The organism is Bradyrhizobium genosp. SA-3, assembly GCF_004212635.1.
Classification (GTDB): Bacteria; Pseudomonadota; Alphaproteobacteria; order Rhizobiales; family Xanthobacteraceae; genus Bradyrhizobium.
Map to the genome: position 1 here is coordinate 1 of NZ_PSRT01000014.1, position 20,198 is coordinate 20,198.

Sequence of the window (20,198 nt, forward strand, 5' to 3'; positions counted from 1 at the left end):
TTTTATGAGCGGGTGAAAGTCGGAGCGAAAGTGATCGTGCTTCCGGCAACCGCTGCCCGTCGACCATCCCAGGGAGCGCCGCCCGACGCCGCTTTCCGAGCGCCGGACCCGGCATTGCCGTCGAACCGGCCCTTTGCAACTAACGCGCAGATGCTGTCATCTGGACCGAAGGTCGCTGATGTCCAGTAACTCAGTCCCCCGTCCTCTGTCTGCAACTGAGGGCAAGGAGGCGATTCAAGTGGTCGCTTTTAATTCAGCTTCTGGCCCTTCTGAGACATGCGGGGCCGTCCAGTTTGCGCCAAGAGCTGAGGCTTGGGCCCACTAAGCTCCGTCCTTTCTGCACGCTGCAATGCGCCACAATAATCACCTGGCAAAAGCAGGATGAAAGTCTGACCGCGATCAGGTTAAGTTGAAGGTCACAACTTTGGAGAGCGCCCGGCTATGAAAGGAAGCGGAGAACTCAGCGCGGTATGAAGCTGTTCTAAGCGCGGGAGGCGCGCAGAAGATCTTGGTGCACCGTCGGCCTTGGTCATGCTCCGTATAGTGAGCGGCCAAGCGCGAGGTTTATTTTGGAAACAGCCTGTCGCGAATGTAGCGTGAAGTTGGGGTCAGCTTGAGTCCTCGCGGCTTTCGCCATGCCGCCCTGTCGATCTCCCTCTTGTCGCCGATCTTCAATGGACCTGAAACCTTCTTGGTCCGGAAGATCGCGTCGCTCATCCTTCGGCCGGTCTGGCGGTTCTTGCCACTGACTTCCTTCCACAGCCTCAACTCACCAAACCTGAGCTTGGGCAGCTCCTCGGTGATCTCGCGATAGAGACACTTGCTCTTACTCTCGCCGGCCCGCCTCCGGCCGCCCGGAAACATCCATCGCTTGTCGCGCCGCCGTCGGACCAGGAGTACTCTGCCCTTCCTTGCAGCGACAAGTTTTGATGACTTCGCCATTCCTCTATTCCGCCAGCTCGATTGCAATGGGTTGGTGATCGGAAGCATCAGTCGCCTCGTTGACCTCGATGCTGCGAACGTAACCGATCAAATCTTCCGTCACGAAAATGAAGTCGCGACAGTCCGGCCCGTCGGCCCACTGCGCGCGGTCGTAGATTCCGCAAGTCGGCGCACGAGCGCGGCCGGTACGATTGGCGGTCCATGCATCCCGATAGGCCAGACCGGGCCGGCCGGATCGGGCAATCAATGCATGCTGGGGGTCGGCAACGTCAAAATTGAAATCGCCACACATCAGGCTCGACGCGGCGACCGTCTGGCTTCCGTAGGGCTCATCGTGCCGGAATCCCGCCGCCTTGGGGCTTACCGATGCATCCTCCTGCAAATCCAGCAATCGCCCGATCTGCGCCTCCCGTTGAGCTGCTGAATGAAACTCGAGATGTGTGTTGACGATGCGGATCGCACCAAACGGCGCCTGAACCGTGACCTCCAGGGCGTGACGGCGCATGCTGCGCACGGTGGCCGCGCCCGGCCACGGCAGCAGGTGATTGGCGATCTGCAGCACCGGCAACCGCGACAGCGTCATGTTGCCGAAGCGGTGGAGGTTGCCATCACGATCGACAGTTTCGATCGCAGGTCGGAATATTGCGGAGTAGCCCGGCAGCAGGGCCGCCAGCTGTGCGCTCTGATCCGCTCCATCACCAAATCTCGAGAAGTTCGCGCTCACCTCCTGGAAGCAGAACACGTCCGCGTCGAGCGTCTGCCTGGCGACGGTAACGATCCTTGCAAGATCGGTCACGCCGTCGCAGCCTTTTCCGCACTGTATGTTCCAGGTGAGAAGTTTCATTACCGGATACCTGCACGCATGAATGACTGAACGAACTGACGCTGAAACAGCAGAAACGCGATCAACAGCGGCGCCATCGTCATCACGGTTGCCGCTGTGATCACTGACCAATCCACGCCGGTTTCCGGCGCGCCGAACACGGCAAGACCCACCGTGAGCGGCCGCGCTTCCACCGAATTCGTGACGATCAGCGGCCACAGGAAGTTGTTCCAGTGATAGCTGACGGAGACGAGGCCAAAGGCGACGTAGGTCGGGCGAGCCAGCGGGACATGGACTCGCCAGAGGATTGCGAGCGGACCCGCTCCCTCGACCCGGGCGGCTTCGACCAACTCCTGAGGCACGCCCTTGAAGGTTTGCCTCAGCAGGAAGATGCCAAAGGCGCTCGCGAGATAGGGCAGCGCGATGGCAGGGATCGTATCGAGCAATCCCAGCCTAGCGATCGCGCGGTAGTTCTCGACGATCAGGACGTCGGGCATGATCATCAGCTGGAGCAGAACGAGAGCGAAAGCAATGCCGCTGCCTTTGAACTTGAACCGCGCAAAGGCGTAGGCGGCCAGCGTCGACAGGATGAGCTGGCCGACCAGGATCAGCGTCACCAGGACGACCGTGTTGAGATAGTACCTGGCGAACGGCGCCTGCCTCCACGCCCGGGCGAAATTCTCCAACGTCCAGGGCGCGGACAGGCTGAACGACGTGGCGTAGGCGGCCGGATGCAGCGCGCTCCAGAAGGCATAGGCCAACGGGGCAAGCCAGATCAAAGCCAGAAGCCATGCTGCGACGGCCTCGACGGGGTGTGTCCGGCCTCTCATTGGTAGTGGATCCTGCGATCAAGATAACCGAACTTGATCAGCGCAATCGCGCTCAGGAGCATCAGAAGCACCACCGTCAGCGTTGCCGCGTAGGAGGAATCCTGGAAGGTGAAGGCGACTTCATAGATATAGTAGAGCAGCAGCGTGCTTGCGTTGTTCGGACCGCCCTTGGTCATGATGACCAGGTGGTCCACCAGCTTGAACGAGTTGATGACCGCATTGATTGCCACGAACAGCGTGGTTGGCATCAGCAGCGGGAACGTAATCCGTCGGAACGTGTACCATCGGCTCGCGCCTTCGATGGAAGCGGCTTCAACGAGGTCCGGGGAGAGCTGCTGCAGCGCCGCCAGATAGAAGATCATGAAGAAGCCGGCTTCTTTCCAGATCACCATGACGATCAGGCAGCCCATTACCGTCGAGGGATCGCCAAGCCAGTTCCAGCCGGCGAGGCCGAAGAGTCCACGCAACTGGTCCAACAGCCCGTAATCCGGCGTATAGAAAAACAACCAGATGTTGGCGACGGCGATCATTGGCAGCACGGTCGGCGTGAAGTAGGCGAGTCGCAGAAAGCCACGGCCGCGCATGTTGCGATTGACCCAGACCGCCATCATCAGAGCCAGGGCAATCGATGTCGGGATCGTGCCGAGCGCAAACCAGAAATTATTGACCAGCGCCTTCCAGAAGATCGGATCGACCGCCAAAGCCCGATAGCTGTCGAGGCCGACGAAGGCCTCCGTGCCGTTCCGGCGCGTGATGAACAGCGAATGCCGGATCGTCGCCAGGATCGGAAAATGCGTGAACGCGACCAGCAGGGCCGCCGCCGGCAACAGCAGCAGCCAGGCATTCACAGCATTCCACCACGCCTGCGATCCGGCGCGGCGCGGGACGATTGGCGATGAGGCGGCGTAGTCGGACATCCGTGAGCCGGCGGGATGGCGGCGACCCGCCATCCCGCCACGTCCCTATTTGTAGGCGCGCAAGACGCGGTCGGACTGCTGCTGTGCGGCGGCCAGCGCCTCCTGCGGCTTCTGCGCGCCCGTGATCGCGGCCTGCACGGCATCGCCGACGAACTTGTAAATGCGGCCATTCTCGTGGACGGAGAGCTCCGGCACGGCATGCTCCAGCTGATCGCGCGCGACGGTGGCCTGCGGGAACGCCTTTGCGTAGGCTTCCATCGCCGGCGTCTTGTAGGCGGCCGGCGACACTGCCACGTAGCCGGTCTTCATGCTCCATTCCGCCGCGCGTTCCGGAGCCGTCATCCATTGAATGAACTTGACGGCCGCCTTCTGCTGCTCGGGAGATGCACTCTTGAAGATGTAGAAATTGCCGCCGCCGGTCGGCGATCCGCGCCGCTCCTTGGCCGGCAGCATGGCCACGCCGAACTGGAATTTCGCGGCGTCCTTGACCGCCGTCAGATTGCCGGTGGTGTGCCACATCATCGCCGTCTTGCCTTCGAGGAAATCGGTGCGCAGCGTCGCCCAATCGATGCTGCCGGCCGGGGCAACGTTGTGCTTGCGCGACAGGTCGACCCAGTACTCAAGGGCGGCGACCGTCTTCGGAGCGGTCAGATAGACCTCGTTGCCGGGCTCGTTCATCATCTTCTGGCCGTTCTCGATCGCCAACGCCTGCAGCATCCAGTAGGCATAACCGGTCGAGGGAATTTCGACGCCCCAGCGCGTCGTGTTGCCGCCCTCTTTCTTGACCATCTTCTTCGACATCTCGACCATTTCGTCCCAGGACGCGGGCGCCTTCTCGGGATCGAGGCCCGCCTCCTTGAAGGCGTCCTTGTTCCAGTACAGCACGATCGTCGAACGCTGGAACGGCACGCTCCAGGTCTTGCCGTCGATCTGCCCGTTGGCCATGAACGCCGGATAGAACTCCTTGAACCAGGCCTTGTCGCTGACGAGGCCGTCAAACGGCACGATGGCGTTCTCGTCTATCAGCGTGAACACGTCGGTCGACAGCAGCACCGACAGTTGCGGCGGCTGCCCGCCCTTCATGGCGGTCATCGCCTTGGTCATCGTATCCGTGTAGTTGCCGGCATAGACCGCCGTCACCTTGATGTCCGGATTGTCCTTCTCGAAGCGCGAGACCATGTCGTCGATGATCTTGGTGACGGGACCGCCGACCGCGACCGGGTAGTACATCGTCAGATCCACCGCGGCGGCGGGACGTGCCCCCATCGAGAGCACGGCAAGTGCGGCTGCCATCAACATCGTTCGTCGCGCAAACATCTCTCTCTCCCTTGTAATCCGCCGACTGCCCGAAACCGCCGCTGCTATCCAACGGACCTCGCCAGCCGACCCTCCTTGACTGAAGTCTCCAATCGGCGTTCCGAAGCCGGATCGAACCGATGCTCGTGCCCCGCCTCCCAAGCCAGCCGGACATCCTCGCCGGGCTGAACCTTGCTGAAACCATCGAGTCGAACCGAGATCGGCTGACTGTCGATCTCGCACAGCACGATGCTGTCTGCCCCGAGATGCTCGACCGCCTTGACCCGCGCACAATGATCCCCACCGGGCGCGATGCGGATGTGCTCCGGCCGGATGCCGATGAGATAATCGCCCTGACGCACCAGATTCATCGGCGGGGTGCCAATGAACCGCGCCGTGAACGCCGTCGCTGGTCGATTATAGAGCTCTTCGGGTGAGCCGTTCTGCTCGATACGGCCATCGCGCATCAACACGACGCGGTCCGCCATCGTCATGGCTTCCGTCTGATCGTGGGTCACGTAGACCATCGTCATGCCTAGACGCTGTTGCAATGCACGGATTTCCGTCCGCATTTCGTGTCGCAGCTTGGCATCCAGGTTGGACAGCGGCTCATCCATGAGACAGACCCGCGCCTCCGCGATGATGGCGCGTCCCAGCGCGACGCGCTGGCGCTGCCCCCCGGACAATTGCGCCGGCTTGCGCTCGAGCAGATGCGCGAGACCGACGATGTCGGCCACGCGACGGAGCCGGGCGTCGCGCTCGGCGCGCGACACGCGCCGCACGCGCAGGCCGAAGATGATGTTCTCGGCCACGCTTAAATGCGGAAACAGCGCATAGGATTGGAAGACCATGGAGATCTTCCGTTGCGCTGGCGTCAGGTGAGTCACGTCGACGCCGCCGATGGCGATCGTGCCGGCGTCGGCATCCTCGAGGCCGGCGATCAGCCGCAGCGTGGTCGACTTGCCGCAGCCGGACGGTCCCAGCAGCACCAGCAGCGAGCCCTCGTCCGCCGTCAGACTGACGTCATCGACGGCGCGCATCGCGCCCCAGGACTTGGAGACATGACTCAGCGTTATCGCCGACATGGCCGGTTTGCTCTCAGCATGATGCAGCTACGCGCGCCGGCTGCGCCTCGCTCCAACGGAGCCACGCAAGGCCGGTTACCGCAGCAGACCGGTCCATGCGTGTCCCTTGAGCCACGCGAGTTCATCGGCGTAGCGACTATTATGTTCATATGAACATAACGTGGCACCATATGAAACAGAAAATTGCACCGCCGGTGTTCAAATGATACTTTCGTTGGGAACGGAGATCCCATGCTCAGGAGCGCCACGACACGTCAGTCGCACATCCTGGAGATCGTGCGCGAGCAAGGCTTCGCCTCCATCGAGCAGCTTGCGGCGCGTTTCGACGTGACGCAGCAGACCATCCGTCGCCTTGTGAATGCGCTCTGCGACCAGGGACTGCTCCGGCGGGTGCATGGCGGGGTCAGCCTCCCCGTCCAGAACCAGAACCTCGCCTATGGCAGCAGACACAGGTTGAACGCCGACGCCAAGCGGCGGATCGCGTACGCGACCGCCAAACTCATTCCCGACGGAACGTCGCTGATGATCGGGCTTGGCACGACGCCCGAATATGTCGCGCAGGCACTTTCCCGCCGACGGGATCTGCGGGTGATCACCAACAGCCTGAACGTAGCCGCAGCCTTCTCGCACAATCCGGACGTGGAGATCACCATCGCCGGCGGCACGCTGCGGCCGCTCGACCGCGACATCATTGGTGAGGCCGCCGTGCGCTTCTTCTCGGGATTCCGCGCCGACTTCGGAATCTTTGGCGTCGGCGGCGTCGATCCCGACGGCACGCTGCTCGACTTCCATGTCGATGAAGTCAAGGCACGCCAATCCATCGCCGCCAATTCACGAACGTCCGTGCTCGTGGCCGACATCACCAAATTCGGGCGCAATGCGACGGTTCGCGGCGGCCACCTCGACGAGTGCCACCATCTCGTCGTCGACGACCGATTGCCGGCAACGTTTGAGCTGATTGCGCAGCGGTATAGCGGCCAAATCCATACGGCCGGCGACGCTCGTGCAAATTTCGAGCGCCTCGGCGACACCTAGCCGACAACTGCACATCATCGCTGCTCGGCCCCGATCGCGCCTCCCCTCGGCGAGGTCCGCGATCGATTCACGCTCCGCGCGGAACGGCCGGAGGACGATCCATTTTGTCGCGGTTGACTTGTTATAACATTTAGGCAAATGTCCTAACTAACCGGAAATATAAATCCGGATTTTCGGGAGGACCGCATGCCGTCATTCACGCCGACGCGACGAACGCTACTCAAGACCGGAACCGCAGCCGCCGCTTTCGCGACTGTTGGTCCGGGCTTTCTCCGGCAAGCCACAGCACAGGACGCCGACCTCGCGCCTTACAAATCCGCGCAGATCGACTGGCAGCAGGTCTCCGGCGAGACCATCACCGTCGCGGTGATCCCGGCCAGCTACTTCGAAAACCTCATCGCGCTGGCGCCGCAGTTCAAGGCGCTGACCGGCATCGACGTCCGTTTCGAAAAGATTCCGCCGGCGCAGATCCGGCAGAAGAGCGTCATTGACCTGACCTCGAAAACCGGCACCTACGCGACCCACGCCGCCGACCCCATGTATTACGCGCTCTATGCCGCGAATAAATGGGTCGAGCCGCTCGACAGCTATCTGAGCGACAAGTCGCTAACGGATCAGGCCTGGTTCAAGCTCGACGACATCATTCCGGCCTGGCGCAGCGCCAACGGCATCGACGGCAAGCTCTACGGCATGCCCTATGACGGCGAAGTCACCATTCAGGTCTATCGCAAGGATCTCTACGATGCGAAGGGCCTCAAGCCGGCCGACACACTCGAAGCCTATATGTCGAACGCCGCGGCGTTGAACGCGCCGAACGACCGCGTCTGGGGCGCAGCGCTGCGCGGCGTCGCCGGTGCCGGCCAGAACATGTACATCTATCCGTCGATCTTCCGGGAGTTCGGCGGCGACTGGATGAAGGGCGGCAAGCTCACTGTCAACGGCCCCGAGGCCGAGGCGGCGCTCGCCTGGTACGTCGACATCATGAAGAAGTACGCGCCGACGGCGGCTGCGAACTGGAACTGGCCCGACATCGCGGATGCGTTCTCGCAAGGAACGGTCGCAAGCTACATCGACGCACATTCTTCGGCCTCCGTAATCAACAATCCCGAGAAGTCCAAGGTGATCGGCAAGGTTGCCTATGCACGCTGGCCGAAGGGCCCGTCGGGCAAGCGCACCACCTCGATCTGGAACTGGGGCTTCCCGATCAATTCCGCGCTGCCGGAGAAGAAGCGCAAGGCGACCTGGCTCTTCATTCAGTGGGCCGCGAGCGCCGAGACCCAGGCGCGCACCGCGCACAAGTTCGCCGGTCCCACCAAACGCTCGGGCGTCAACCGCACTTCGGTCTGGAAGGATCCCGACTACATCAAGCTGATGAACGGCTTTGGCGATAATTTCGTCGAGGCCACGATGGGCGCCCTGCAGGAGGACACTGACGTCGACTGGCGTCCGCGCGTGCCGCAATGGCCGGCGATCGGCGACACCATGGCAACCGCGATCCAGTCGGCCCTCTCCGGCCAGGCCACGATTAAGGCCGCATTAGACGATGCGCAGCGCCGCATCGAACCCATGATGCGCGGCTGAGCCATGGCGACGACAACGGTGACATCGGCCGGGATCGCGAGCGAGGCGCCTCGCAGCGATTTCGGCCGCGTCCTGGCGCAGCGCGAGCGCCGGTTTGCGGCGGCCCTGCTTGCACCGGCGTTTCTTGCGCTGCTCGCCACAACGACGTTTCCGCTGCTCTTCCTAGTCTACACCAGTGCATTCCGGATGGATCTGGCGATGCCGTTCACCAACGGCTTCGTCGGATTCGAGAACTACCAGGTGCTGCTCTCCGACGAGCGCTTCTGGACCTCGCTGCTGGTGAGCCTCGTCTATACCGGCTCGACGGTCGCGCTGCAGGTCATCATCGGCCTGGCGCTCGCCTTGTTGGTCATGGACATGAAGCGCGGCCAAGGCTGGTTCCGCGTCATCGCCATCCTGCCCGTGGTGCTGTCGCCGGCCGTGGTCGGCATGATCTGGCGTACCTTCATGCTGGCGCCGGAATTCGGCATCGTGGACTTCCTCGCCATCAACGCCGGCCTCGGCAGCAAGAACTGGCTCGGCGATCCCACGCTCGCGATGGTCTCGGTGATCGCGATCCACACGTGGCAGTGGACGCCGTTCGCGTTCATGGTGCTGCTGGCTTCGCTCGCCTCGCTGCCCGAGGATATCTACGAGGCCGCGCGGCTCGACCGAGCCTCCGCTTGGCAACGCTTTCGCCGCATCACCCTGCCCTTGCTGCGCCCGGCGATCGTCATGGTCATCATCATGCGGACCATGGTGGCGCTGACCGCGTTCGCGGCGATCTTCACCGTCACGGCCGGCGGGCCCGGCACCGCGACCGAGATCCTCAATCTCTATGCCTACCGGAAATCCTTCACCGAATTGTCGATCGGCTACGGCTCGGCGCTCGCGGTCGCCCTCCTGATCGTGACCATCATCATCTCCGGCATCCTGTTCGCGATGCGGAGGGCGAAATGACCGCAAAGCGCTTTCGCGTCTTCGCCCTGCTGGCGATCTCCATGGTGTTCCTGCTGGCTTGGGCGTTTCCGATCATCTGGAGCGTGCTGAACTCGCTCAAGACCGATTCCGACGTACTGGCCTATCCGCCCAAGCTGGTGTTCACGCCGACGCTGGAGGCCTATCGCGACGTGTTGTTCGGCTCGGGATCGATCCTGCCGAACCTGCTCTCCAGCGTCATCATTTCCGTCGGCACCACCATCGTCACGATGCTGATGGCGGTGCCCGCGGCCTACGCACTGGCGCGCCTGCGCTTTCGCGGCAAGAAGTTCGCAGGCTTCTACGTGCTCGCAACGCAGATGCTGCCGCCAGTCGGCATCATCATCCCCTACTTCCTCGTGCTGCGGAACATCGGCTGGATCGACACCTATCAGGGCATCATCCTGATCTATCTGTCGTTCTCCCTGCCCTTCGCGATCTGGCTGCTGGTCTCCTATTTCGAGGACATTCCCTTCGAGATGGAAGAAGCCGCCTATCTCGACGGCGCCAGCCGATTGAAGACATTGTGGCGGATCATCATTCCGCAGGTCCGCGGCGGCATCGCCGTAACTATCGTGTTCGTGTTCCTCAATGCGTGGAACGAATTCCTGTTCGCCGTCGTGCTCAGCGGCAACACGGTACGTCCGGTCACGGTCGCCATGTTCAATTTCGTCTCCGTCGAACAGACGCTGTGGGCCAAGCTCGCGGCGGTCTCGGTCCTTGCTATGCTGCCTGTCGTCGTCCTCGGCGTGGTCGCGCAGAAGCATATCGTGAAGGGCCTGACGGTCGGTGCAGTCAAGGGCGGAGGGCGCCGATGAACGGCCAGGGTCAGGTCAGTTTTCGCAACATCGTCAAGATGCACGGCGAGTTCGCCGCGCTCAAGGGCGTGAATTTCGATATCAGGCCGGGCGAATTCTTCGCCCTGCTCGGTCCTTCCGGCTCGGGCAAGAGCACGACGCTGCGCATCCTCGCCGGCCTGGATGCGCCAACTGCCGGCCGCGTGCTGATCGACGACAAGGACGTGACCTCGACCGATGCGCGTGACCGCGATATCGCCATGGTGTTCCAGAGCTACGCGCTCTATCCGCACATGACGGTTGCCGAGAACATCGCCTTTCCGCTGGAGATGGCCAAGCTGCCGAAGGCCGAAATCACGCCCGCCGTGAAGGACGCGGCGCGCAAGGTGAAGATCGATCATTTGCTCGACCGCAAGCCGGGCCAGCTCTCGGGCGGCCAGCAGCAGCGCTGCGCGCTGGCTCGCGCCATCGTGCGCAAGGCTCGCCTGTTCCTGCTCGACGAGCCGCTCTCGAACCTCGACGCAAAGCTGCGGCTGGAAACCCGCGCCGAGCTGAAGAAGCTGCAGCGATCGCTTGGCGTCACCGCGGTCTATGTCACGCACGATCAGGAAGAGGCGATGACGCTCGCGGACCGCATGGCGGTGTTCATGTCGGGCGAGATCCAGCAGGTCGGTACGCCCGCCGAGGTGTTCGCCCGTCCGAACTCGATCGACATTGCCGGTTTCATCGGCAATCCCCCGATGAACCTCGTCCCCGCCCGGTACGTGGATGGCGACGTCATTGTCGCAGGCCATCGTCTCAAGACGACGGCCGCAACCGCGGGTGAGCGCGATGTGGTGGTCGGGCTTCGGCCCGGCGCCCTGCGCATGGCGGAGGATGGCCTCGGCGCGCGCGTCGATCTGATCGAGGATCTCGGCGATACCGCCGTGCTCGACCTCGACTGCGCCGGCACCATGATCCGCATGCGCGTCGCCGACGGCAACATTCCCGGCGAGGGCGACACGATCTCGATCACGGCCCGCCCGCAAGACATTCACCTGTTCGATCCAGCAACACGCATGCGGCTCTGACACCATGGCTGTTCAAACACGCAAGAAGAAGCCCGCACCGCTCGGCAGCGATGTCGTTGCGGAGGGCTCGACGCCCATGCATATCCAGATCCGTGAATCCATTCGCAGCCAGGTGCGCGACGGCAAGTTGATCGACGAGACCGGCCGCCTGATGACCGAGGCTGAGCTCGGCCGCCATTTTGGCGTCAGCCGCATCACCATCCGCAACGCCATAGCCCCCCTCGTGAACGAAGGCATGTTCGACCGCTCGCGCGGCCGCGGCACCTTCCTGCGCTCGAACCAGCCCGAGAACTGGGTTGGCCATCTCATGGGGTTCTCGGAAACCATCCGCGACGCCGGCTACCAGGCCGGCGCAAGAATCCTGCAGCAAGGCATGACCAACCGGCACGACGCCGCCGTTCGAGAGCAGCTTCGCGAACGAGCCGTCTGGCAGCTTCGACGCCTCCGCCTCGCAGACGACACGCCGATCGCGATCGAGCACGCCTTCTATCCGCCGGACATCGGTCTCGAACTGGAGAAGCGCGATCTGGTCTCGATCATCATGTATCGCGTCTTTGAGGACGAGCTTGGCCTCGCCATCAAGGATGCGCAGCAGACCATCAGCGCCGATCTCGCTGATGCCGGCAGCGCAAAGCTGCTCGGCGTGAAGGTCGGCTCGCCGCTGCTCGCCATCGAACGCGTCACCTTCGGCAAGGACGGACGGGCGCTCGAGCTGCTGCGCGCTGTGTACTTACCGAAATATTTCCGCCTCAGCATCAGCCTGACGCGCCGCCACTAACAACGCCACACGTCAATAACGAGGACACAAGCATGCCGAATGGCGCAAAGACTTCCGACAGCCCCAACATCCTGCTCATCCTCAACGACGACATGGGCTTTTCAGACATCGGCTGTTACGGCGGCGAGATCCAGACGCCGAACCTCGATCGGCTTGCGGCCAATGGCTTACGCTATTCGCAGTTCTACAACACCGCCCGCTGCAGCCCCTCGCGCGCCTCGCTGCTGACCGGCCTGCATCCGCACCAGACCGGCATCGGCATCCTCACCTACAGCAACGGCCCCGAGGGCTATGCTGGCAATCTAAACAAGAGCTGCGTGACGATCGCCGAGGCGCTGAAGAGCAAGAACTACACGTCCTACCTCAGCGGCAAATGGCACATCGCCAGCAGCCTGACGGAGCCCACCGACGCGTGGCCGATGCAGCGCGGCTTCGACCATTTCTACGGCACCATTATCGGAGCCGGCAGCTTTTACCATCCCAACACGCTCACCCGCGGCAACGACAATATCGAGCATGAGGCGGTGAAGGATCCGTCGTTCTTCTACACCGACTCGATCAGCGACCAGGCCGCGGCCTTCATCCGCCAGCACAAGGCGGAGAAGCCCGACGCCCCGTTCTTCCAGTATGTCGCCTACACGGCGCCGCACTGGCCGCTCCACGCACATGACGAGGATATCGCGAAGTACAAGGGCCGCTTCGACGCGGGCTGGGACAGGCTGCGCGAAGAGCGCCTCAAGCGTCTCGTCGATGACGGCATCATTCATCCGAACTGGCGCCTGACCGATCGCGATCCGACCCAGCCGCCGTGGACCGCCGCGGAGCAGCGCGAATGGACGCTGCGCTGCATGGAAGTCTACGCGGCCCAGATCGATCGCATGGACCAGGGCATCGGCCGTATCCTGAAGGCGCTGGAAGAGACCGGGCAGATGGACAACACGCTGATCATCTTCCTGTCCGACAACGGCGCCTGCGCCGAGGATATTCCGGAGGGGGTCACCGCGAAGGAGCTGGTCGACCAGCTGATGATCGCCCAAGCCAAGACACGGGACGGCAAGCCGGTGCGCTTCGGCAATGACCCGACCATGATGCCCGGCCCCGAGGACACTTATCAGAGCTACGGCACCGCCTGGGCCAATCTCTCCAACACGCCGTTCCGTCTCTACAAGCACTGGATCCACGAGGGCGGCATCGCGACACCGTTCATTGTGCACTGGCCGCGCGGCATCTCCGAAAAAGGCGGCCTGCGGCACAATCCAAGCCAGCTCACGGACGTGATGGCGACCATCCTCGACGTCACCGGCGCCACCTATCCCAAGGAGTATAACGGCAACGCCATCCTGCCCTGCGAAGGCGAGAGTCTGGTGCCGTCATTCGCGTCGGCCTATGGCAACCGTGGCCCGCTGTTCTGGGAGCACGAGGGCAATGCGGCCGTGCGCGTCGGCAAGTGGAAGCTGGTCCGGAAGTATCCCGGCCCTTGGGAGCTCTACGACATGGAGACCGACCGCACCGAGATGAACGATCTGGCCGCGCAGCATCCGGATCGCGTCCGCGAGATGACGGCTCAGTATCAGCAATGGGCGAACCGTTGCGGCGTGATCCCGCGCGAGAAGATTCTCGAGCTGATGAAGGCGGAAGGCGGCACCGCCTTCTGGGAGGAAGAGAAGCAGAAATAGGGCATGACTGGGGATCGCCCACATTGTTGCACCCTGCGCGCCGCCGGCAACGAACCGGCGGCGGACATTGATGCGCAAGCAGCGATCCTTCCCAGTCCAACCCCGATCCCGCGCCGATGGAGCTCGCTGATCGGCGGTACTTTCTACATGGGATCTGCCGACGGGGGCTTTGCCGAAGACGGCGAAGGCCCGGTGCGGCTCGTCACGCTGTCGCCGTTTGCCATTGCCTGTCACACCGTGAGCAATCTGCAATTCGGCGATTTCATCCGTGCCACGGGCTACACGACGGATGCCGAACGCTACGGCTGGAGCTTCGTCTTCGACGGGCTCCTGCCCGAAGCGACGCGCACCGCGCGCATGATGCGCGTTCAGGAAACGCCATGGTGGATCCCGGTGACGCGCGCTTATTGGGCGCAGCCGGAAGGACCGTCGAGCAGCATCCTCGACAGGCTCGATCATCCCGTCGTCCACGTCTCCTGGAACGACGCACAAGCTTACTGCCAATGGTCCGGCACGCGCCTGCCGACCGAAGCAGAATGGGAGATGGCCGCGCGCGGCGGGTTGGACCAGGCCACCTATCCCTGGGGCAACGCGCTGCAGCCCGACGGCGAGCATCGCTGCAACATCTGGCAGGGCAACTTTCCCGACCGCAACACCGTGGATGATGGCTATTTCGGCACGGCACCCGTTCACACTTTCCCGCCCAACGGATATGGCCTGCACAATGTCGCAGGAAACGTCTGGGAATGGTGCGAGGACTATTTTTCGTCGAGCTATCACCGGCTCACGCCATCACGAGACCCCTTGAACCGCGAGCCGGCTCCCAACCGATCGATGCGCGGCGGATCCTTCCTCTGCCACGAATCCTACTGCAATCGCTACCGCGTCGCAGCGCGAAGTTCCAATACGCCCGACTCCTCGGCCAGCAATATTGGCTTCCGCGTCGCACGCACCGAGCCGCTGCGGGATCCAGCATAGGATGACGCAGGCATCACATCCTGCGAAGCCGGCCTCTGCTCCCGGCATCCGCCTGCTGCCGCTATTCCTGCGCAATTTCGTACGCAATCGCGAGACTGGCCTCGTGCTGGTCGCCATCGTGATCGGACTGCTCAGTGGCGTACTGGTGGCCGCGATCTCGAGCCTCAGTCAGGTCTCTCACGCACTGCTGTTCGACATTCCTTTTGACGCACATCTCAGCGCCACCGGCGTGATCTCCTGGCAGCGCACGCTGCTTGTCCCGATGCTCGGCGGCCTCGTTCTCGCGCTGATCGGACTGTACTTCGCCCGGCGCGTGAAGGGACAGCAGCTCGCCGACGCGATCGAAGCCAATGCGCTCTATGGCGGCCGAGTGTCCTTTCGCGGCAACTTGCTGATCTCGATCCAGACGCTGCTGTCCAACGGCTTCGGCGGATCCGTCGGGCTGGAGGCCGGCTATACCCAGATCTGCTCGATGTTCGGCTCTCATGTCGGCCAGCGCCTGGCCGCGCGCCGGAACGACATGCGGCTCCTGGTGGCCTGCGGCGCCGCGGGTGCGATCAGCGCTGCGTTTTCTGCACCGCTCGCGGGCGCCTTCTATGCCTTCGAGGTCGTACTCGGTGCCTATACGTCCGCCGGTCTCGTGCCGGTCATCGCCAGCGCGGTCACCGCGTGGCTCGTCGCGCGGCAGTTGACGCACCAGTCCTTCCTGATGGTGCCTGGCTTCCCTTCACCGGTTTCCGTCGAGATGATCGGCCAGACGGTGCTGATCGGCATCATCTGCGCCTTCGTCAGCATCCTCGTCATGCTCGCCGTTGCATTCTCCGAGCGCTGCTTTCAGCGCATCACGGTGTTCAAGGGCCTGCTGCGGCCAATTTTCGGCGGCCTCCTCCTCGGCGGCCTCGCCCTGCTGACGCCGACCGTGCTCGGCGCCGGCCACGGTGCGATGCAGATCCTGCTGGTCAGCAATCCGACCTGGCTCCTGCTCACGACCACCATCGTGTTCAAGATCCTGGCCTCTGCCATCTCGCTCGGCTCGGGCTTTCGCGGTGGCCTGTTTTTCGCCTCGCTCCTGCTCGGCGCGCTGATCGGACAGCTCTACAGCATCGTGCTGACCGGCCCTCTTCCCACGCTTGCGCTTCAGCCCGGCACGGCAGCCATCGCAGCGCTCGCCGCGCTCGGAACCGGCGTCCTTGGCGCGCCGTTCAGCATGGTCTGTCTCGCGCTCGAGATCACCGGCGATTTTTCCGTCACCGTCGGCGCCGTAGTCGCATCATCGGTCTGCGCGCTGATCGTTCGCGAGCTGTTCGGCTACAGTTTTGCGACTTGGCGCTTTCATCTCCGCGGCGAGGCGATCCGCGGCCCGCAGGACATCGGCTGGGTAAGGCAAATGAGCGCGGCTTCCCTGATGCGCACTGATTTCGAGACTGCGCCAACGACAATGCCGATCGGCGAGGCGCAAAAGCTGTTCTCGCCGGCGCAGGTCCGCCAGATCCTGCTGCGCGATCCCAACGGGATCTATGCGGGCATCGTCCCTGCCGCGACGCTGCATTCCGTGGCCAATCAGGACGGGGAGCTGCTCGGGTCGCTGGCGCAGCAACAGGATCAGTACCTGCTTCCGATCACGCCCGTGCGCGAGATCCTGAAGGCGTTTGAGCGCAGCGAAGCCGATGTGCTCGCGGTTGTCGACCGCACCGATCATCGCGCTACGATCGGCACCCTGAGCGAAGCCCACGTCCTGCGCACATACGGCGAAGAACTCGAGCGTCGGAACCAGGAACTGTTCTCGCGTTGAGGGCGCTAAAACATGATCCGGAAAAGTGCGCAGCGGTTTTCCGAAAAGATCATGCTTCGACAACAACCTAAAGCGCGACGACGATTCAGCCCAACCGCATCGCGCTTTAGGGCCGCAGATCCATGTCGATCCGCACGAAGTCGCCGCGATAGGTGACTTCGCCGAGATAGATCACGGTGCGATCCTGCGTCGTGAAGATGCGGCGGACCTCGGCCACCGGCGAGTTCAAGGGCACGCGCAGCAGCCGCGCCGCCTCGATATCCGCGGTACCGATCGTCAGGGTCTGGCGCGCGCTGGCGATGGCGGGATCCCTGAGATCGTTCAGGATCGGGATCACCGTCTCGTTGCGAAAACGCTTCGGCGACCTGCGGAAAATCTTCTCGTCGAGATAGATGGAAATGACGCAGTAAGGCTGCTTCTGCCGCGAATGCAGCCGACGCATGAAGACGTACTTTTCGGCCGGCTTGCCGTCCCCGGGAAGCAGCGGCGCATCGCTACGACTTTCCGAGATATTGATGATCTCGGGCGAGGTGTCGCGATACATGTCTGCGAGATCGGACAGCGTGGTCTCGACCTTGAGCCAGCGATCCTTCCGCACGGTCCCCGTGACGAAGGTGCCGCGGCCCTGCTGCGCCTCGATCACGCCGTCGCGGGCGAGCAGCTCCACCGCCTGCCTGATCGTGACGCGCGACACACCGAACTCGGCGGCCAGCTCCTCGTTGGCCGGCAGGCGAAATCCCTGAGTCCAGACGCCGCGCGCGATGCGCTGCCGGAAGATGTCGGCAATCTGCGCGTATTTGGGGACGTGACTGTCGGAACTCAATTCCATCTCGTCCTCCCGAATTCAGGCCACGCCGTCACACCGTGACCAGCGCGGCGCCCCGTTCGCCGATCATCAGGCTGGTCGCATTGGTGTTGGCTGAGGTGATCTGCGGCATCACCGAGGCATCGATCACACGCAGCCGCTCGACGCCGCGCACATGCAGCTGCGGATCGAGCACGGCCTGCGCGTCCCGGCCCATGCGACAGGTCCCGACACAGTGAAATACCGTGCCTCCCGTGTTGCGCGCAAAGTCCCACAGCCCGGCATCATCCCTGGCCGCCTCGCCTGGCACCATCTCGACATCCCAGAGCGGGCGAAACGCCTTCTGCCGATAGACCTCGCGCAGGATCTTCAGACCCGCAACAATGGTCTTGCGGTCGATCTCCTCGGCGAAATAATTCGGTACGATCCGCGGCTGCTCGAACGGATCGGTCGAGCTTATCGCGAGCTGTCCGCGCGACTTTCCGTGGCATTGCCAGACCGAAGCGGTAAAACCGGAATAGCTATGCAAGGGTTCGCCAGGCTTGTCGACCGAGAGCGGCATCACGTTGAACTGCACGTCCGGCCGGCCGCCGACGGCATATTCGGTGCAAGCCGCGCCGCCGACCTGCCCCGCGCCGACCGTCAATGGACCGCTGCCTGCCAGTATCCATTGCAGCCCCATCTTCGTCAGCTCGACTGGATTACGGACCTGATCGTTGAGGGAAATCCGCTTCTTCAGCCGAACGATCAGCCGGGCTTGATAATGGTCCTGAAGATTGGCGCCGACATCAGGAGAATCGGCAACGACGGGAATGCCGAGCTTGCGCAGCAGATCGGCCGGACCAACGCCGGAAAGCTGGAGGATCTGCGGGGATTGCAGCGCGCCGCCGGACAGGATGATCTCACGATCAGCCGTCGCGCTGTGGACCTGCCCCTTGCTGATCCACTCGACGCCGATCGCGACACGACCGTTGAAAACCACCTTGCTGACCTGCGCATGGGTGATGATGGTGAGGTTTGGACGACCGGCGACGGGACGCAGAAACGCAGAGGCCGAACTGGTCCGCCAGTGCCGTCCGATGCCGAGCTGGTAGGTGCCGACGCCCAGCGTGGTGGCGCCGTTGAAGTCGGGATTGCGCGGCAGACCGAACTGCACACCCGCCTCGACCCAGGCCTTCGAGGCCGGATTGTCGTTGCGAAGGTCGGAGACCTCGAAATCCCCGAGCCCGCCGTGAAACTGGTTCTCGCCGCCGCGGTAGCGTTCGTAGCGCCGAAAATACGGCAGGAGTTCGCGATAGCTCCAGCCATCGGCACCGAGGCGTTCCCAATCGTCAAAATCCTCGTGCTGGCCGCGGATGAAGATCAGACCGTTGATTGAAGAGGAACCGCCGAGCACGCGGCCCCGCGGCCAGAGGATGGCACGGCCGCCCGTCCCTTCTGAGGGCTCGGTCCTGAACAGGCGCGAGAACCGCTCGTTGTAGATGGTCCGGTAGTAGCCGACCGGAAGCTTCAGCCAGAAATTCCGATCCGATCCGCCGGCCTCCAGCAGCAGCACGCGGCAGGACGGATCGGCCGACAATCGGTTCGCAACGACACAACCGGCCGAGCCCGCGCCGACGATGATGTAGTCGTAGCCGCGTGCTGGCATCAGACCGTCCGGTATTCTTCGATGGAGGCAAGATCGGGCGTAATGCCGAGGCCCGCTTCGTCGCCGAGCTCGATCATGCCGTCGCGGACATCGAGCACGGGACCGCAGAACCGGTCGCGCAGCGGGTTTTCGTTGCAGTCGACTTCGAGCAGTCCGTCGCCGCCGACGCCGGCGAGAAGATGCGCGGATGCCAGAAGCCCGATGCCGGACCCGAGATAGTGCGGGCAGAACATCTTCCCCGACGTCAGGATGTCGCGGGCAATGCCCGCGCACGCCGACAGCCCGCCCCATTTGGCAATGTCGGGCTGGACGACACCGAGAGCCGGCTCGCGCAACACCTCGGCAAAGCCGGCGTGGCTCGCGATGTTCTCACCGGCTGCGAGCGGAATGCGGATAACTTCGCGCAATTGCGTCCATTCCTGGCGGGGGCGATCGGCGCGGATCGGCTCCTCGAGCCAGGCGAGACCGAAGCGCTCGAGCTGCGGTGCAAGTTCCAGCGCCTGCGCAATGGTCCAGCCCTGGTTGACGTCGGCAGCAAGCATGCCTTCTCCCACAAGCCGGCGCAGCGCGGCGAGATTGGCGCGGTCACCGGCCGGATCGAAGCCGATCTTCAGCTTTAATGCGCGGTAGCCGCGGCCCAGCGCCGCTTCGGCCGTCCGTTCGGAACCGATCGGATTGATGCCGCTGGCGTAGACCTTGATCTTCCGCTTCGCCCCACCGAGCAGCCGCCATAGCGCCAGGTTCTGGCGGCGGGCGTGGAGATCCCAGACCGCGAGATCGATGCCGGCGATTGACTGCGCAAACGGGCCGGCTTCGCCGGATTGCAGCGCGAGCACCGAGGTTCCCTGCGTCAGACGCTCGAATGCCGCAGGTGGCTCCGGCACAGCGAATCCGACCAGAGCCGGCGCAAGCACCTCGTTGACGAGCCGAGCACGATGTTCGGCACCTGGTGCTGGAAAATTGCACCACACTTCGCCCCAGCCGATGTGTCCGTCGGTGTCCTCGACGCGGACGAAGACGGCAGGCCGATCCTTCATTCGTCCGAAGGACGTGATGACCGGCGTCGTCAGCGGATAGCGATAGCCAAAGGCCTGAACGCTTCGGATGGTGAAAGGCGGCAGTGTCATGCGGGAAAGCCTGCGACGCCTACGACCAAAGGCGCCGCTTGTATGGTCATCCTATTTATAA

18 protein-coding genes and 1 pseudogene are annotated in these 20,198 nt (G+C 63.3%); 10 read left to right on the forward strand and 9 right to left on the reverse strand.

What is annotated here, in order from left to right; translation table 11 throughout:
* A pseudogene (locus CWO91_RS43670) lies at window positions 1-189 on the forward strand (L,D-transpeptidase); the annotation flags it as partial.
* Between the two features lie 375 nt (window positions 190-564).
* On the opposite strand, the gene CWO91_RS06500 reads toward CWO91_RS43670, so the two are convergent.
* The 6 genes from CWO91_RS06500 to CWO91_RS06525 form a co-directional block, all read right to left on the reverse strand.
* Window positions 565-942, reverse strand: a complete 378-nt coding sequence (locus CWO91_RS06500; protein WP_130212721.1) for an NUDIX hydrolase — start codon at window positions 940-942, stop codon at window positions 565-567.
* 4 nt (window positions 943-946) lie between these two features.
* Complete coding sequence (locus tag CWO91_RS06505) at window positions 947-1,786, reverse strand: endonuclease/exonuclease/phosphatase family protein (RefSeq protein ID WP_130212722.1); 840 nt, start codon at window positions 1,784-1,786, stop codon at window positions 947-949.
* Window positions 1,786-2,595 (reverse strand): carbohydrate ABC transporter permease, encoded by an 810-nt coding sequence (locus CWO91_RS06510; RefSeq protein WP_130212723.1) that lies wholly within the window; start codon window positions 2,593-2,595, stop codon window positions 1,786-1,788. Before CWO91_RS06510 ends, CWO91_RS06505 begins: the two co-directional genes overlap by 1 nt.
* Window positions 2,592-3,512, reverse strand: a complete 921-nt coding sequence (locus tag CWO91_RS06515) for a carbohydrate ABC transporter permease (RefSeq protein WP_130212791.1) — start codon at window positions 3,510-3,512, stop codon at window positions 2,592-2,594. The genes CWO91_RS06510 and CWO91_RS06515 overlap by 4 nt, the downstream gene beginning before the upstream one ends.
* Before the next feature lie 45 nt (window positions 3,513-3,557).
* A complete protein-coding gene (locus CWO91_RS06520) occupies window positions 3,558-4,811 on the reverse strand; it encodes an ABC transporter substrate-binding protein (protein ID WP_130212792.1) in 1,254 nt (417 codons plus the stop codon).
* Window positions 4,812-4,873: 62 nt separating this feature from the next.
* A complete protein-coding gene (locus CWO91_RS06525) occupies window positions 4,874-5,893 on the reverse strand; it encodes an ABC transporter ATP-binding protein (protein WP_130212724.1) in 1,020 nt (339 codons plus the stop codon).
* Between the two features lie 231 nt (window positions 5,894-6,124).
* Here CWO91_RS06525 and CWO91_RS06530 point away from each other — a divergent pair, with 231 nt between their 5' ends.
* The 9 genes from CWO91_RS06530 (at window position 6,125) to CWO91_RS06570 (ending at window position 16,557) form a co-directional block, all read left to right on the forward strand.
* On the forward strand, window positions 6,125-6,928 hold the full coding sequence (locus CWO91_RS06530) for a DeoR/GlpR family DNA-binding transcription regulator (protein ID WP_130212725.1): 804 nt from the start codon (window positions 6,125-6,127) through the stop codon (window positions 6,926-6,928).
* Window positions 6,929-7,114: 186 nt separating this feature from the next.
* Window positions 7,115-8,509: an ABC transporter substrate-binding protein gene (locus CWO91_RS06535; RefSeq protein WP_130212726.1), complete on the forward strand. Its 1,395-nt coding sequence runs from the start codon at window positions 7,115-7,117 to the stop codon at window positions 8,507-8,509.
* A 3-nt stretch (window positions 8,510-8,512) separates the two neighbouring features.
* Window positions 8,513-9,448 carry a carbohydrate ABC transporter permease gene (locus CWO91_RS06540; RefSeq protein ID WP_130212727.1) on the forward strand — a complete coding sequence of 312 codons (936 nt, stop codon included), beginning with the start codon at window positions 8,513-8,515 and terminating at the stop codon, window positions 9,446-9,448.
* Entirely contained in the window at window positions 9,445-10,284 is an 840-nt protein-coding gene (locus tag CWO91_RS06545; protein WP_130212728.1) for a carbohydrate ABC transporter permease, read from the forward strand. Before CWO91_RS06540 ends, CWO91_RS06545 begins: the two co-directional genes overlap by 4 nt.
* Window positions 10,281-11,333 (forward strand): ABC transporter ATP-binding protein, encoded by a 1,053-nt coding sequence (locus CWO91_RS06550; protein ID WP_208752990.1) that lies wholly within the window; start codon window positions 10,281-10,283, stop codon window positions 11,331-11,333. Before CWO91_RS06545 ends, CWO91_RS06550 begins: the two co-directional genes overlap by 4 nt.
* A 4-nt stretch (window positions 11,334-11,337) precedes the next feature.
* Window positions 11,338-12,111: a GntR family transcriptional regulator gene (locus CWO91_RS06555; protein ID WP_130212729.1), complete on the forward strand. Its 774-nt coding sequence runs from the start codon at window positions 11,338-11,340 to the stop codon at window positions 12,109-12,111.
* Window positions 12,112-12,143: 32 nt separating this feature from the next.
* Window positions 12,144-13,787 carry an arylsulfatase gene (locus tag CWO91_RS06560; RefSeq protein WP_130212730.1) on the forward strand — a complete coding sequence of 548 codons (1,644 nt, stop codon included), beginning with the start codon at window positions 12,144-12,146 and terminating at the stop codon, window positions 13,785-13,787.
* Window positions 13,788-13,790: 3 nt separating this feature from the next.
* Window positions 13,791-14,765 carry a formylglycine-generating enzyme family protein gene (locus CWO91_RS06565; RefSeq protein ID WP_130212731.1) on the forward strand — a complete coding sequence of 325 codons (975 nt, stop codon included), beginning with the start codon at window positions 13,791-13,793 and terminating at the stop codon, window positions 14,763-14,765.
* Window position 14,766: 1 nt separating this feature from the next.
* The gene (locus CWO91_RS06570; RefSeq protein ID WP_130212732.1) at window positions 14,767-16,557 is read left to right on the forward strand and encodes a chloride channel protein; all 1,791 of its coding nucleotides are present in this window, start codon (window positions 14,767-14,769) and stop codon (window positions 16,555-16,557) included.
* 106 nt (window positions 16,558-16,663) lie between these two features.
* On the opposite strand, the gene CWO91_RS06575 is transcribed toward CWO91_RS06570, so the two are convergent.
* From CWO91_RS06575 to CWO91_RS06585, 3 genes are read right to left on the reverse strand one after another with little or no spacing between them, the layout of a single operon-like run.
* On the reverse strand, window positions 16,664-17,386 hold the full coding sequence (locus CWO91_RS06575) for a GntR family transcriptional regulator (RefSeq protein WP_130212733.1): 723 nt from the start codon (window positions 17,384-17,386) through the stop codon (window positions 16,664-16,666).
* Window positions 17,387-17,414: 28 nt separating this feature from the next.
* Window positions 17,415-19,010, reverse strand: a complete 1,596-nt coding sequence (locus CWO91_RS06580) for a GMC family oxidoreductase (protein WP_130212734.1) — start codon at window positions 19,008-19,010, stop codon at window positions 17,415-17,417.
* Complete coding sequence (locus tag CWO91_RS06585; protein ID WP_130212735.1) at window positions 19,010-20,137, reverse strand: mandelate racemase/muconate lactonizing enzyme family protein; 1,128 nt, start codon at window positions 20,135-20,137, stop codon at window positions 19,010-19,012. Before CWO91_RS06585 ends, CWO91_RS06580 begins: the two co-directional genes overlap by 1 nt.
* Window positions 20,138-20,198: the final 61 nt, after the last annotated feature.

What these genes read in the sequence shown, in the direction of transcription:
- CWO91_RS06575 (WP_130212733.1), bottom strand. Translation starts at nt 17,386, where the DNA reads ATGGAATTGAGTTCCGACAGTCACGTCCCCAAATACGCGCAGATTGCC.
- CWO91_RS06520 (WP_130212792.1), bottom strand. Translation starts at nt 4,811, where the DNA reads ATGTTGATGGCAGCCGCACTTGCCGTGCTCTCGATGGGGGCACGTCCC.
- CWO91_RS06515 (WP_130212791.1), bottom strand. Translation starts at nt 3,512, where the DNA reads ATGTCCGACTACGCCGCCTCATCGCCAATCGTCCCGCGCCGCGCCGGA.
- CWO91_RS06570 (WP_130212732.1), top strand. Translation starts at nt 14,767, where the DNA reads ATGACGCAGGCATCACATCCTGCGAAGCCGGCCTCTGCTCCCGGCATC.
- CWO91_RS06545 (WP_130212728.1), top strand. Translation starts at nt 9,445, where the DNA reads ATGACCGCAAAGCGCTTTCGCGTCTTCGCCCTGCTGGCGATCTCCATG.
- CWO91_RS06510 (WP_130212723.1), bottom strand. Translation starts at nt 2,595, where the DNA reads ATGAGAGGCCGGACACACCCCGTCGAGGCCGTCGCAGCATGGCTTCTG.
- CWO91_RS06530 (WP_130212725.1), top strand. Translation starts at nt 6,125, where the DNA reads ATGCTCAGGAGCGCCACGACACGTCAGTCGCACATCCTGGAGATCGTG.
- CWO91_RS06555 (WP_130212729.1), top strand. Translation starts at nt 11,338, where the DNA reads ATGGCTGTTCAAACACGCAAGAAGAAGCCCGCACCGCTCGGCAGCGAT.
- CWO91_RS06585 (WP_130212735.1), bottom strand. Translation starts at nt 20,137, where the DNA reads ATGACACTGCCGCCTTTCACCATCCGAAGCGTTCAGGCCTTTGGCTAT.
- CWO91_RS06540 (WP_130212727.1), top strand. Translation starts at nt 8,513, where the DNA reads ATGGCGACGACAACGGTGACATCGGCCGGGATCGCGAGCGAGGCGCCT.
- CWO91_RS06505 (WP_130212722.1), bottom strand. Translation starts at nt 1,786, where the DNA reads ATGAAACTTCTCACCTGGAACATACAGTGCGGAAAAGGCTGCGACGGC.
- CWO91_RS06500 (WP_130212721.1), bottom strand. Translation starts at nt 942, where the DNA reads ATGGCGAAGTCATCAAAACTTGTCGCTGCAAGGAAGGGCAGAGTACTC.
- CWO91_RS06560 (WP_130212730.1), top strand. Translation starts at nt 12,144, where the DNA reads ATGCCGAATGGCGCAAAGACTTCCGACAGCCCCAACATCCTGCTCATC.
- CWO91_RS06535 (WP_130212726.1), top strand. Translation starts at nt 7,115, where the DNA reads ATGCCGTCATTCACGCCGACGCGACGAACGCTACTCAAGACCGGAACC.
- CWO91_RS06525 (WP_130212724.1), bottom strand. Translation starts at nt 5,893, where the DNA reads ATGTCGGCGATAACGCTGAGTCATGTCTCCAAGTCCTGGGGCGCGATG.
- CWO91_RS06550 (WP_208752990.1), top strand. Translation starts at nt 10,281, where the DNA reads ATGAACGGCCAGGGTCAGGTCAGTTTTCGCAACATCGTCAAGATGCAC.
- CWO91_RS06565 (WP_130212731.1), top strand. Translation starts at nt 13,791, where the DNA reads ATGACTGGGGATCGCCCACATTGTTGCACCCTGCGCGCCGCCGGCAAC.
- CWO91_RS06580 (WP_130212734.1), bottom strand. Translation starts at nt 19,010, where the DNA reads ATGCCAGCACGCGGCTACGACTACATCATCGTCGGCGCGGGCTCGGCC.